The sequence below is a fragment of the Amycolatopsis speibonae genome, assembly GCF_042647925.1.
GTDB lineage: Bacteria > Actinomycetota > Actinomycetes > Mycobacteriales > Pseudonocardiaceae > Amycolatopsis > Amycolatopsis speibonae.
This window is the reverse complement of record NZ_JBHRWK010000040.1, coordinates 1-12,579: the sequence shown is the minus strand read 5'-3', so window position 1 is coordinate 12,579 and position 12,579 is coordinate 1. Positions and strand designations below refer to the sequence as shown.

Genomic DNA, 12,579 nt, shown 5'->3' with positions numbered 1-12,579 from the left:
TTAGGGGTGGCGAGTCGCGTATTCAGGGGTGCCCCCCTACGGGCTGTCCCCTGGTATTCGGCGCGGAAGCGGTTCCAGCTCGGTCTTGCGCAGATGCCGGAAAATGATCGAACTCCGGAAACCGACGATCTCTTTGCGCTTCGACAAACGATCCACCAGGAATGCGTGGAGCTGTTCGACGTCCTGTGCGGCGACGTGGATCAGGAAATCGTCGCTGCCGGCCGTGACGAAGACCGAAAGGACCTCCGGCAATTCGGAGACCGAACGCTGGAAGGAGTCGATCACCTCCCGGCTCAGCGGCCGGACCTGCGCCGAGACCATCGCCTGCACGCCACGGTTGAGGCTCCGCAGGTCGATGTCCGCGTGATACCCGCGGATGACGCCGTGTTCCCGCAGCAGCTGGGTCCGTTCCAGGCAGGTCGACGGCGCGACGCCGACCTTGCGGGCGATGTCGCGGTTCGACTGCCGCGCATCCGCCTGGAGTTCCCGGATGATCGCCGAATCAAGTTCATCCATGTCCGCTCCTTTCCCCGGTCTGCCGAATATCGTTCGACAGAACCCCTGTAAGCCTGACGATCAGCCTAACTTCAGCGCGAGTAGTCGACTGATTGCGTGGGAGGAAGCGAAATGTCCGTACAGGAGCTGGTCGTCCGGCGGGGGCGCCGATCCGGGGTGACCACGATGGTCGCCGTGCATTCGAGCACGCTCGGCCCGGCCGTCGGTGGCTGCCGGTTCAAGGTCTATCCACGCGTCCACGACGCGATCGACGACGTCCTGCGGCTGTCCGCGGCGATGACCCGCAAATGCGCTGTCGCCGGCCTGGACTTCGGCGGCGGCAAGAGTGTCGTCGCGCTCGACGGCGTGCCGACCCCCGAGCGGCGAAGGGACATCCTGCTCGACCACGGCGACCTCATCGCGTCACTCGATGGTGCGTATCGCGCCGGTCCGGACGTCGGCACCGGTCCGGAGGACATGCTCGTGCTGCGCGAGCGGACCCCGCACGTGTTCTGCGTACCCGAGGAACACGGCGGCACCGGTTCCTCCAGCGGCCCGACCGCCGTCGGCGTCCTCGCGGCCCTTCGTGCGGGCGCGCGGGCGGTCTTCGGCGGCGGCGAGATGAAGAACCGGAGAGTGGTCATCAGCGGATACGGTTCGGTCGGCGCGCATCTGGCCGCCGCGCTGGCCGGGCAGGGCGCCGAGGTCATCGTGTCCGATGTTGACGAACGACGTCTCGCTGCCGCCGAGCGGCAGGGCCTGAGGCAGATCCGGCCGGAGCAAGTGCTCGGAATCGAGGCCGACGTCCTGATCCCGTCGGCCGTCGGCGGCGTGTTCGGCCCGGGCACCGAGATCGCGGCGCCGCTCGTCGTCGGCCCGGCCAACAACCAGCTCACCGACGACGCGGTGGCGGACGATCTCGCCGCCAGGGGTGTCCTGTGGATCCCGGATTTCGTCGCGAGCGCCGGGGGAGTCGTCTACACGCTCGGCCGCGAAGCCGAAAACCTCACTCACGAACAGGCACTCGCCCGCGTCGAGGCCCTCGAAACGACGACACAGCGGCTCCTCGACGCCGCTTCGGCCAACGGCACCACACCGTTGGCCGAAGCGGACGCGCTCGCCGAAGCCAGGCTCACTTCTGGTGCGGAGCCACGTACTCCTTCGCCTCGGGAGCCTCGAACAGCGGCTTGAATGCGTGCCGATCGACTCGCGGATAAGCCGCGCGGTGCCGTTGAGCGCCGCGACCCTGTCGAGGGTCGCGAGCAGCTCTTCGCGGTCGCGAAGAAGCCCGCCGAGCACCGCGCTGTGCTCGGCGGCGAGGTCTTCGGCGACCTGCCGTCTCGCCGTCACGCGCTCACGATCGCACACCGGAGAGGGTGCGACTATGCAGCGGGGCCCGCGGTTGTCTTGAATGGACTCCGTGGAGATCCTGGCCGACGCCGCGACACTGGCGCTGTACACGACCGATGCCTCCAACTACCGGCACGTGCCGAAGGGTGTGGTGCTGCCGAGGAGTGCCGGCGAGGTGATCGCGGCCGTCGCCGCCTGCCGGGAGGCCGGGCTGCCGGTGATCGCCCGCGGCGGCGGCACCAGCGTCGCGGGCAACTCGTGCGGGCCCGGCGTCGTGATCGACACGTCGCGCCACCTCGGCGGCGTCCTCGGCCTCGATCCCGAAGCGCGGACGGCGAGGGTCGAGCCCGGAACCGTCCTCGACCACCTCCAAGGGCTCGCCGCGCCGCACGGGCTCCGGTTCGGCCCCGACCCGTCGACGCATTCGCGCTGCACGATCGGCGGGATGATCGGCAACAACGCCTGCGGATCGCATTCGGTCGCCTACGGCCGCACGGTCGACGTCGTCCGCGAGCTGGACGTGCTGCTCTACGACGGCACCCGGCTGACCGTCGGCCCGACCTCACCGTCCGAAGTGGACGCACGGGCGGCCAGGCCCGGAACCGAAGGCCGCGTCTTCTCGGAACTCCGCGCGCTCGTGCACGAGAACCTGGCGCTCCTGCGCACCGAACTGTCCTCCTTCAGCAGGCGGGTGTCCGGGTACGGGCTGGAACACCTGTTGCCGGAGAACGGGTTCGACGTCGCCAAGGCACTGGTCGGCAGCGAGGGCACCTGCGTCACCATCCTGGAGGCGACGGTCTCCCTCGCCGAGGTGCCGAAACGCAAGGTGCTCGCGGTGCTCGGCTTCGAGTCCGACATCGCCGCGGCCGACGCCGTCCCGGCGATCCTGCCGTGGTCGCCGCTGACCGTGGAAGGGGTCGACGCGGACCTCGTCGCGCTGCTGGAGCCGGGCCGCGCCGACGGGCTTCCGCCGGGCGGCGCCTGGTTGTTCGTCGAGATGGCCGACCCGGACCGGGCGCGCGGGCTGATCGACGGACTGCGTGGCGCGCTGACCGGATCCGCGCTGCTGGACGACGCCGCCGCGCAGAAGCGGCTGTGGCGGATCCGGGAGGAGGGCGCCGGTCTCGCGACCCGGTTGGCCGGGGGCGAGGAGGCCTGGCCCGGTTGGGAGGACGCGGCCGTCCCGCCCGAGCGCTTGGGCGCCTACTTGCGGGAATTCAAGCGGCTCATGCGCGAACACGGCCGCAAAAGCGTGGTCTACGGCCACTACGGCGAAGGCTGCCTGCATCTGCGGTTGGACTTCGATCTGCTTTCCCCGCAAGGGATCGCCGGGTTCCGGTCGTTCCTCGAAGAGGCGGCCGACCTGGTCGCCGCGCACGGCGGCTCACTGTCCGGCGAACACGGCGACGGCCAGGCCCGCTCGGAGCTGCTGTCCCGGATGTACAGCCCCGAGGTCCTCGCGCTTTTCGCGCGGTTCAAGGGGATCTTCGATCCGGTGGGCATGATGAACCCGGGCATCCTGGTGAACCCGCGGCCGGTCGACGCCGATCTCCGGGTGCGGCGCGCGCCGCTGGAGCTCGAAGACGTCACAGCGCTCGCGTACCCGGAGGATCAGGGGAGCTTCGGGCAGGCGATGCGGCGCTGTGTCGGCGTCGGGAAATGCCGCGACACCACCGGAGCGGGCGTGATGTGCCCGAGCTACCGCGCCACGCGCGAGGAGAAGCATTCGACGCGGGGCCGCGCGCATTTGCTCGCCGAGATGGTGAACGGCGAGCTGATCACCGACGGCTGGCGTTCGGAAGAGGTCGCCGAGGCGCTGGATCTCTGCCTGTCGTGCAAGGGCTGCCTGTCCGATTGCCCGGTCGATGTCGACATGGCGACCTACAAGGCGGAATTCCTGCATCAGCACCACAAAGGGCGGCTGCGCCCGGCGTCGCACTATTCGATGGGCTGGCTCCCGGTGTGGCTGCGCGCGGCCTCGCTGGCGCCGAGGCTGGCGAACACGATGTCGCGCCGGTTCTCCGGACTGCTGAAGAAGTTCGGCGGGATCGCGCCGGAGCGGGACCTGCCGACGTTCGCGAAGACGCCGTTCACGCGGCGCCGCGCGGATCTCAAGCGCTGGGCGACCGGTTCCCGGCCTGTCGTGCTGTGGCCCGACTCCTTCAACAACTACCTCACCCCGGACGTCCTCGACGCCGCCGCCGAGGTGCTCACCGCGGCGGGCCACGACGTCGTCCTGCCCGATCGCGGCGTCTGCTGCGGCCTCACCTGGGTGTCCACCGGACAGCTCGACGTGGCGAAGAACGTGTTGCGCCGCACGCTTTCCGTCCTCGAACCGTATCTGCGGGCGGGGTACCAGGTGGCCGGGCTGGAGCCGAGCTGCACGGCCCTCTTCCGCGGTGACCTGGAGGCCCTCCTGCCCGGCGACCCGGTGGCGGCACTGCTCGCCGAGCGCACCCGCACGTTCGCCGAACTCGTCGAGGACTCGCCGCTGGAATTCCGGTCACTGGACGTCGAAGCGCTCAGCCAGGTGCACTGCCACCAGCACGCCGTGCTCGGCTTCGGCGCCGACGAGGCCGCGATGCGCGCCGCGGGTGTCCACAATTCCACAATGGACTCCGGCTGCTGTGGACTGGCGGGCAACTTCGGCTTCGAACGCGGGCACTACGACGTCTCCGTCGCCTGCGCCGAAGACCGCATGCTGCCCGCGATCCGCGCCGCCGCCGAAGGGACCGAGGTGGTCGCGGACGGCTTCAGCTGCCGGACGCAGATCGAGCAGCTCGACGGGCGGCGGGCACTGCACCTGGCCGAGCTGCTGCGGCGCGCACTGCCCTAGTGGCCCTCGCGGGTGAGCCGTTCGGGGCCCGCGGCTTCGCGGACGGCGTCTTCGACCCGCGCTCGCGGCCAGCCGAGCACGGAAGCGGCCCGGCCCGTCGCGTCCGGGCCGGCCTTCACGAGCACGGCGAGCACGGTCAGCGCGTCGTCCCGCGCGGTCGCGCTGGGCCGCCCCGCCATGTCGTCGGTGACGGTGGAGAAGAACCGGCCCATCCGCGCCATCCGTGCTCCGGCGGGCGTCTCGGCGCCGAGGACTTCGGCGCCGTGGTGGGCCGTTTCCGCCCAGGTCGCGTTGGTCCGGGCGCTGGCCAGCCAGGCGCGGAGCCAGACGTCGTCGTCGATGAGGTAGCGCTCTCGCCTGCCCAGGGGTTCACGCGTGACCACTTCGAGGTTCTCCAGGTACGCGACGGCCTTGGAGATGGCGGCGGGGCTGACTTGGAGCCGCTGGACCAGTTCCCGCGCGGTCAGCCCGCCCGAATCCGTGGTGACCAGGCAGGCGAGCAGCCGGGCCGCCATCCGGGGGAGACCGCTGCCGACCATCATCCCGGCGAAGCGGTCCCGGTAGGCATCCACCGCCGCCGGGTCGCGTCCCCGGTTGTCCGGAGTGGACAGTGGACTCGGCAGCACCTTCGGCCCTCGCCGCGCCCGCCAGCCTGTCGCGTGCTGCGCGTGTTCGGCCCGGTAGCCGCGACGGCCGCCGTTACGGGCGACCTCGCGGCTCACGGTCGAGGTCGGCCTGCCCAGCGTCCGGGCGATCCCTGCGTACCCGAGGCCGTCCGCGAGGCCCGACGCGATGCGCTCGCGCTCTTCGGCGGTGAGTCTTCCGGCGGTCATGGCCCCAGTGTGCGTTCACAGACAGCTCAGTGCAACGAAACCCGGAAATCCGGCTGTTCGAAAGCAGAATCGCTGTTCCTGGCGTTGACGATCATGGAAACGCAATCCTAGCGTCGGTGTCATGACGAAGAGCGAGGACGCGATGCTGACGATGCTCGACAGGGCGGTTTCGGAAGGGGGCGCGCCCGGGATCCTGGCCGAGGTCCGAGCCGGGGACCGAGTGTGGTCCGGGCAGCGGGAACGCTCGCCGGAAGACCGGTTCCGCATCGGGAGCATCAGCAAGACCTTCACCGCCACCGTGCTCCTGCAGCTGGTCGCCGAAAACAGGCTGAGCCTCGACGACCCGGCGGGGCAGTGGCTGCCCGGCCTTGTCGAGCACGCCGACGAGATCTCGGTCCGGAGGCTGCTGAACCACACCAGCGGTGTTTTCAACTACACGCAGGACCAGGTGGCCCTCAGCCAGCGTGAAACCTATACGCCGCACCAGCTCGTCGAGGTCGCCGCGGCCCATCCGGCCGATTTCGAGCCCGGCGCCGGGTGGGCGTACTCGAACACGAACTACGTCCTGGCCGGGTTGATCGCCGAGCGCGTCACCGGGCGGGACCTCGCCGACGAGATCGCCGACCGCGTCTGCCGCCCGCTCGGGCTGGCGGCGACGCGACTCCCGCACGCGGGCGACGAAACGCTGGGTGAGCCGCATTCGGCCCATTTCACGAAGCTCTTCTCGCCCGATCCGGACGCGGAGATCCACGACGTCACCCTCTTGGAGCCGAGTCCGTACTGGGCGGCGGGCGGCATGGTGTCCACCGCAGGTGAACTCCTCCGGTTCTTCGGCGCGCTGCTGGGCGGGCGGCTGTTGCCACCGGAACAGACGCGTGCGCTGTTCGACGCGGTCCCCACGCGGGATTGGCTTCCCGACGCGGCTTACGGCCTCGGTATCTGCTCACTGAAGCTGCCCGGCGGCAGTGAAGTGTGGGGGATGGCCGGAGCCCTCTTCGGTTCGTGGACCTACGTCTTCGGCTCTCGTGACGGCGCGCACCTGGTCGCGGCGAACATCAACGCGGACTGGGCGGCGGGGCCGTGGAGCGATCCGGGCGAGGTTCTCGCCGACCTGCTGGTGGCGGAGTTCGGCTGAGCCGGGCTTCACCACCAGGCGCGGGCGAGGGCTTCCGGCGTCGGTTCGTCCGGTGCCGGAAGAACCTTGAGGTACCAGGTGAAATTGCTGTAGACGTGCAAGAACGCGTACGCCAGGCAGCGCCGGGAGAACTCCTCGTCCGGTTCGGCGCCGTACCCGGCGAGCAGCCGCCGCAGGAAGTCCTTGTCCCCGCCGGAAAGGAACAGGCCGACGGCGACGAAGTCGTACTCGGCCGCGCCCCTCATCGCCGGTTCGAAGTCGAAGAGCCCGGTCAGCCGCGGACGTTCGCCGTCGTGGGTGACCATGACGTGGTCGCGCATGAACTCGGTGTGCAACGGGACGACGGGCGGGCTGCCCAGCTCGACGGAGTCGAGGAATCCTGGGATCTGCGAGATCCAGCTTTCGGCGAGCCCGGTCCGGCGGTGATGCTCGACGACGTTCGCGCGCTGCTCGGCGACGAACGCGGCCCAGCTCGGCGGATCGAGGACGTCCAAACGCGGGTCACGCAGCGAATGCAGGGCGGCCAGCGCCTCACCGAGCTCGGGAGCGAGCCGGTTCTTGTCCTCTGTGGACAGTTTCGGCCAGGCGTCCTTCAGCGTTTCGCCGCGCAGGCGTTCCATGAGCACGTAGCCCCAGCCGTCCCGCTCGCCGACGTCGTGCACGGCGGGGGTCGGGATCGGCAGCTTCCCGTGCAGGACTTCGAGCATCGTCCGTTCGGTGGGGAGTTCGTCGAGGTGCACCGGCGGGAACAGCTTGAGCACCAGGTCGTCGCCGACGGCGTACACCGGCAGCGAGCCCTCGGTGAACGGGACGACCTCGCCGAGACCGAGCGACCCGGTCAGCGACGACACCGCCGGAAGCAGGTCTTGCCTGGTCAGCGCGTCGAACTCGGCTTCGGTGCCGGCGGGTGGGAACGAGGTCACGGAACCGACCGTAGAACAGCGGGCCGGGGACGGCTACGCGATTACCCGCTGCGCTCCAGCAGCGTCCGCGCCGCGCCGAGCACGAGGCGGCAGACGTCGTCGGGATCCGCGCTGGCCAGCGGCTCCTTGCCGGTGATCTCGCGGACCAGGCCGATCCCGAGCAGCCAGGCCAGGATGAGGTCGGCCCGCAGATCCGCGTCGTCGGAGTCGGTCAGCGTGGCGAGCACCTTCGCGTATTCCTCGCCGAGCTGCCGCCGGACAGCGGCCGCGGCGCTGTCGTGCCCCGTCGAGCGCAGGTAGGCGTCGAGGGTGCGATCGCGCCTGGCGTCGGACTCCAGCATGCTGCGCAACGCCGTCCCGAGCAGTTCGTCCGGTGGTGTGGTGGCGATCTGTTCGCGTCCACCGCGCGCCAGGACCTCTTCGAAGAGCGCGTCCTTCGAACCGAAGTAGCGGAACAGCAGCGCTTGGTTGGCTCCGGCGAGCTTCGCGATGTCCCGCACCGTCGTCCGGTCGAAGCCGCGCTCGGCGAACAGGGAGGCCGCCGCGTCGAGCAAGGCCGCCTTGGTCGCGGCCGAGTCGCGTTTGCGGACCTGCGGTTCTTCCGTCATCGAGCCTCCCCGGGTCCGCACAGGCTAACGGGGCGTCGCACGGTAGGCGCATTGACGCTCACCGTGATCATGGTTAGCGTTGTAAGCAGTTGCTTACAAACCGCCGAGCCGGGGGGTTTCCGGACAAATGACCACCACTGACAGCGAATTCGTCACCTATCCGTTCAACCAGGACGCGGGCCTCGAACTCGACGCGGCCTACGCCACCGCCCGCGCCGCCGAGGGCATGCTCCGCGTCCGCCTCCCGCACGGTGAGCCGGCGTGGCTCGCCGTGCGCTACGCCGACGCGCGCCTCGTGCTGGGCGACAGGCGCTTCTCCCGCGCGATGTCCGTGGACAAGGACGAGCCGCGGATGGCGCCGGGCAGGCGGCCCGGCGGGATCCTGAGCATGGACCCGCCCGATCACACCCGGTTGCGCACGCTGGTCGCGAAGGCGTTCACCATGCGCCGGGTCGAAACGCTGCGGCCGCGGGTCGCCGAGCTGGCGGCCGGCCTGATCGAGGACATGAAGGCCAAGGGACAGCCCGTCGACCTGGTCGAGGACTACGCGCTGCCGATCCCGGTCGCGGTGATCTGCGAACTGCTCGGCGTCCCCGTCGAGGACCGGCCGAAGTTCCGCGTGTGGAGTGACGCCGCGCTGTCGACCAGCCCGCTGACCACCGAAGAGATGATGGCCAACCAGGACGAGCTGCGGGCGTACATGCACGTGCTCGTCGAGCAGCACCGCGCCGAGCCTCAGGACGACCTGATGACCGCGCTGATCGAAGCGCGCGACGTCCACGACAAGCTGAGCGAGCTGGAACTGGTCGACATGTGCATCGGCATCCTGGTCGCCGGGCACGAGACCACCGCCAGCCAGATCCCCAACTTCGTCTACGCCCTGCTCGAACAGCCGGAGCAGCTCGCCCGCCTGCGCGCGGACCTGGACCTGATCCCGGCCGCGGTCGAGGAACTGCTGCGGTTCATCCCGCTGGGCGCCGGAGCCGGGTTCGCCCGCTACGCCACCGAAGACATCCAGGTGGGTGACGTGCTGGTGAAGGAAGGCGAGCCGGTGATGGTCGCGATCGGTGCGGCCAACCGGGACGCGCTCCAGTTCACCTCGGCGGAAACCCTCGAATTCGGCCGGGAAACCAATCCCCACCTCGGCTTCGGGCACGGCGTGCACCACTGCCTCGGCGCCCCGCTCGCCAGGCTCGAACTGCAGGAGGCGTTGCGGGCCTTGCTGCGAGATCTTCCCGGATTGCGCCTCGACGGCGATATCGTGTGGAAGACGCAGATGCTGGTGCGGGGGCCCCGCTCCATGCCGATCGGATGGTGAGCATGAGCTGGAAAGTCGAGGTCGATGGCAACACGTGCATCGGCTCGGGAATGTGCGCGGCGTTGATGCCGGAGGTCTTCGAACTCGAAGGCGCGACGGCGACGGTGGTCGAGGGGGAGGTGAGTCCGGACGAGATGGTGCTGGACGCGGCGGACTCCTGCCCCGCCATGGCCATCGAGGTACTGGAAAAGGGTGAGGTGATCGGGCCGCGGCCCTGATCGTCGCCCGTTAACGCGTGGCGGTCGTCGGTGAAACGGCGTAGGACGACTGGGGTGAGCGATGACAGCTTGGCCATCCGAACCCTGACCACCGACGACCTGCCCGCGTTTTCCTCCGTGCTCGTGAGGGCGTTCCTCTCGGACAACGCGGAAGGACTGCAGTACCGCGAAGGGCTGGTGTTCGAGCCTGAGCGTTCGCATGGCGTCTTCGACGGAGACGAACTCATCGGATCGGGTGAACTGCTCACCCGCAAGATCACCGTGCCCGGCGCCGGGCAGACGCCGCTCGCCGCGGTGACTTCGATCGGTGTCGCGCCGGGCCACCGGAGGCGGGGCGTGCTCACCCGGATCATGCGGGCGCAGTTGCACGGCCTGCACGAGGACGGCGGTGAAGCGATCGCCGCGCTGTGGGCGTCCGAATCGGTCATCTACCCCCGCTTCGGCTATGGCCTCGGGGCGCAGTTCTACCGCGCGAAGGTCCGGTCGAAGGCCGCGTTCCGGCCGGGTGTCGAACTCGAGGCCGAGCGCGTGCGTGAAGTCGGGCGGGAGGAGGCGATCCCGCTGCTCAAGGCGATCTACGACAAGGAGGCACCGCTGCGGGTCGGCGCGCTCGACCGGCCCGAATCGACGTGGGAGTTCAACCTCGACGACCGGGAGGTCCGGCGCAACGGCGCGACGGAGATGAAGTTCGCCGTTCTGTCCGACGGTTACGCGATCTACCGCGTGAAGAGCGACTGGGACGAGGAAGGGCCGCGCGGGACCCTGAGCCTGCAAGAACTCGTCGCGACCACACCTCGGGCGTACGCGACTCTGTGGCGCTTCCTGCTCGACTACGACCTGATCGGCACCATCGAGGTTTTCGCCGCCCTCGACGAACCGCTCATCCACCTCCTCGCCGATCCCCGCAAGATGAGCCGGTCCGCCGGAGACTCGCTGTGGGTGCGGCTCGTCGACGTCGATCCCGCGCTGGTCACCCGCCGCTACAACGGTCCGGTGGATCTGGTGTTCGGCGTGCACGACGCCTTCTGCCCGTGGAACACCGGGAACTGGCGGCTCGTCGCCGACGCCGACGGGAACGCCGAGGTGACCAAGGTGGAAGACGCCCCGGATCTCGAACTGGACGTGATCGACCTCGGCGCGATCTTCCTCGGCGGCACCCGGCCGAGCACGCTGGCCGCGGCCGGACGGATCAAGGAGCGGACCGCCGGAGCGGTTTCGCGGGCGACGATGGCGTTCGCCACCGACCGTGAGCCGTCCTGCCTGGAATCCTTCTAGCCGTTCAGGATTCCCTGCTCGGTGACCACCGCGGTGATCAGCTCGTGCGGCGTCACGTCGAAGGCCGGGTTGAACACCTCGGCGCCTTCGGGGGCGACCGTCGTACCGCCGAAGCTCAGGACCTCGCCGGGATCGCGTTCCTCGATCACGATCCCGGCGCCGTCCGGCATCGCTGTGTCCACAGTGGACGAAGGGGCGACGACCACGAACGGGACCCCGTGGTACTTCGCCGCGATCGCCAGCCCGTAGGTGCCGATCTTGTTGGCGACGTCGCCGTTGGCGGCGATCCTGTCGGCGCCGACGAGCACGCAGTCGACCAGGCCGCGGCTCATCGCGGCGGCGGCCGCGCCGTCGGGCTGGATCCGGTACGGGACACCGGCTTCGGCCAGCTCCCAGGCGGTCAGACGGGCCCCCTGCAGCAGCGGCCGGGTCTCGTCGACCAGCACGGATTCGACCAGGCCGCGGGTCTGCAGATGCCAGACGACGCCGAGCGCGCTGCCCCAGGACACCGTCGCGAGGTGGCCGGCGTTGCAGTGGCTGAGCAGCCGCAACGGCCGCCGTTCGCAGTGTTCGAGCACCACTTCGGCCGCCAGCCGGGAAGCCTCGTGGTTGATCCGCTCGTCCTCGTCGAGGATCGCCAGCGCTTCGGCGAGGACGGCTTCCGGCCCCTCCGGGAGCTTCGCGAGCGCACGGGAGACGCCCCAGCTCAGGTTGACCGCGGTCGGGCGGGCCTGGGCGACGCGACGCGCCTCGGCCTCGACGTCACCTTTCGCGCGGGTCGCGAGCACCACGCCGAGCGCTCCCGCCGCACCGAGCGCCGGTGCCCCGCGGACCGCGAGCCGCTGGATGGCGCCGACGAGTTCGCCGACCGTGCGCAGTTCGAGTACGCGGTACTCGGCGGGAAGCACGGTCTGGTCGATGATCGTGACCGCGTCGCCGGTCCAGTCGATCGTCCTGCGCATGGCTCCCCCGTGAAATCCGGTTGTCCGGCCGCGGCCGCCTCGGTCAGGATGCGGCCCGTGACCATTCAACGCCACCATCCGCCCGGTCTGCACCCCACGCCCACTTACCACCACGTGACCATCGTCGAAGGGCGGCGGGACGTCCACCTCGCCGGCCAGTGCCCGCTCGCCGAAGACGGCAAGGTCGTCGAGGGCGACGTGCTCGCCCAGGTCGACCAGGTCGTCGCGAACACCGCCGCCGCGCTCGCCTTCGCCGCGGCGACCCCGGCCGACGTCGTGCGCACGGTGGTCTACGTGGTGACGCCGGACGCCGACGTGCTTTCGGCCGTGTGGGACCGGTTCGTCGAGTCGGAGATCGGGGAGGCGTTCACGACCGCGAGCACCCTGCTCGGCGTCGCGCAGCTCGGCTACCCCGGGCAGCTCGTCGAACTCGACGTCACCGCGGCCACGGCCTGACTGCTCCGCCGCGTCCGCGGCGTGAGTGACAAAGTTCGTGAAGGCCTCCTTCCCTACTCTCAAGGTCAGGGTCCCGGCAAAGTCGTTGTGGCTGGTTAGTGGGTGATTCCGAGCTGGGTTAGTGGTCGGGTGAAGTCGCGGGCGTTGTGGCGTAGTGCGGCGGCGATGTT

Annotated in this window: 12 protein-coding genes; 7 read left to right on the top strand and 5 right to left on the bottom strand. The window is 69.9% G+C overall.

The annotated features are described in order from the left end of the window. Positions 1-36: 36 nt before the first annotated feature. Positions 37-516 (bottom strand): Lrp/AsnC family transcriptional regulator, encoded by a 480-nt coding sequence (locus tag ACFOSH_RS25390; RefSeq protein ID WP_378241561.1) that lies wholly within the window; start codon positions 514-516, stop codon positions 37-39. A gap of 111 nt (positions 517-627) precedes the next feature. On the opposite strand from ACFOSH_RS25390, the gene ACFOSH_RS25385 reads away from it, so the two are divergent. Both ACFOSH_RS25385 and ACFOSH_RS25380 read left to right on the top strand, forming a co-directional pair. Then, a complete protein-coding gene (locus tag ACFOSH_RS25385) occupies positions 628-1,686 on the top strand; it encodes a Glu/Leu/Phe/Val dehydrogenase dimerization domain-containing protein (RefSeq protein WP_378241560.1) in 1,059 nt (352 codons plus the stop codon). Positions 1,687-1,906: 220 nt separating this feature from the next. Next, positions 1,907-4,681, top strand: coding sequence for an FAD-binding and (Fe-S)-binding domain-containing protein (locus ACFOSH_RS25380; protein WP_378241559.1), 2,775 nt, complete (start codon positions 1,907-1,909; stop codon positions 4,679-4,681). Here the strand turns inward: ACFOSH_RS25380 and ACFOSH_RS25375 are convergent. Beyond that, positions 4,678-5,514, bottom strand: coding sequence for a GbsR/MarR family transcriptional regulator (locus tag ACFOSH_RS25375; RefSeq protein ID WP_378241558.1), 837 nt, complete (start codon positions 5,512-5,514; stop codon positions 4,678-4,680). The genes ACFOSH_RS25380 and ACFOSH_RS25375 overlap by 4 nt on opposite strands. 121 nt (positions 5,515-5,635) lie before the next feature. Between ACFOSH_RS25375 and ACFOSH_RS25370 the strand changes: the two genes are divergently transcribed. Next, positions 5,636-6,649, top strand: coding sequence for a serine hydrolase domain-containing protein (locus tag ACFOSH_RS25370; protein ID WP_378241557.1), 1,014 nt, complete (start codon positions 5,636-5,638; stop codon positions 6,647-6,649). Between the two features lie 8 nt (positions 6,650-6,657). On the opposite strand, the gene ACFOSH_RS25365 is transcribed toward ACFOSH_RS25370, so the two are convergent. Continuing rightward, positions 6,658-7,572, bottom strand: coding sequence for a phosphotransferase family protein (locus ACFOSH_RS25365; RefSeq protein WP_378241556.1), 915 nt, complete (start codon positions 7,570-7,572; stop codon positions 6,658-6,660). 41 nt (positions 7,573-7,613) lie between these two features. Next, positions 7,614-8,180 (bottom strand): TetR/AcrR family transcriptional regulator, encoded by a 567-nt coding sequence (locus tag ACFOSH_RS25360; protein WP_378241555.1) that lies wholly within the window; start codon positions 8,178-8,180, stop codon positions 7,614-7,616. A gap of 127 nt (positions 8,181-8,307) precedes the next feature. Here ACFOSH_RS25360 and ACFOSH_RS25355 point away from each other — a divergent pair, with 127 nt between their 5' ends. Genes ACFOSH_RS25355 through ACFOSH_RS25345 form a run of 3 tightly spaced genes read left to right on the top strand, consistent with a single transcriptional unit; the run spans position 8,308 to position 10,991 of the window. Next, positions 8,308-9,498: a cytochrome P450 gene (locus ACFOSH_RS25355; protein WP_378241554.1), complete on the top strand. Its 1,191-nt coding sequence runs from the start codon at positions 8,308-8,310 to the stop codon at positions 9,496-9,498. Positions 9,499-9,500: 2 nt separating this feature from the next. Beyond that, positions 9,501-9,716, top strand: coding sequence for a ferredoxin (locus tag ACFOSH_RS25350; protein ID WP_378241553.1), 216 nt, complete (start codon positions 9,501-9,503; stop codon positions 9,714-9,716). A gap of 54 nt (positions 9,717-9,770) precedes the next feature. After that, positions 9,771-10,991 carry a GNAT family N-acetyltransferase gene (locus ACFOSH_RS25345; RefSeq protein WP_378241552.1) on the top strand — a complete coding sequence of 407 codons (1,221 nt, stop codon included), beginning with the start codon at positions 9,771-9,773 and terminating at the stop codon, positions 10,989-10,991. On the opposite strand, the gene mtnA is transcribed toward ACFOSH_RS25345, so the two are convergent. After that, positions 10,988-11,953 (bottom strand): S-methyl-5-thioribose-1-phosphate isomerase, encoded by a 966-nt coding sequence (gene mtnA / locus ACFOSH_RS25340; protein ID WP_378241551.1) that lies wholly within the window; start codon positions 11,951-11,953, stop codon positions 10,988-10,990. The genes ACFOSH_RS25345 and mtnA overlap by 4 nt on opposite strands. A 57-nt stretch (positions 11,954-12,010) precedes the next feature. On the opposite strand from mtnA, the gene ACFOSH_RS25335 reads away from it, so the two are divergent. Further along, positions 12,011-12,409: a Rid family hydrolase gene (locus tag ACFOSH_RS25335; RefSeq protein WP_378241550.1), complete on the top strand. Its 399-nt coding sequence runs from the start codon at positions 12,011-12,013 to the stop codon at positions 12,407-12,409. Positions 12,410-12,579 lie beyond the last annotated feature (170 nt).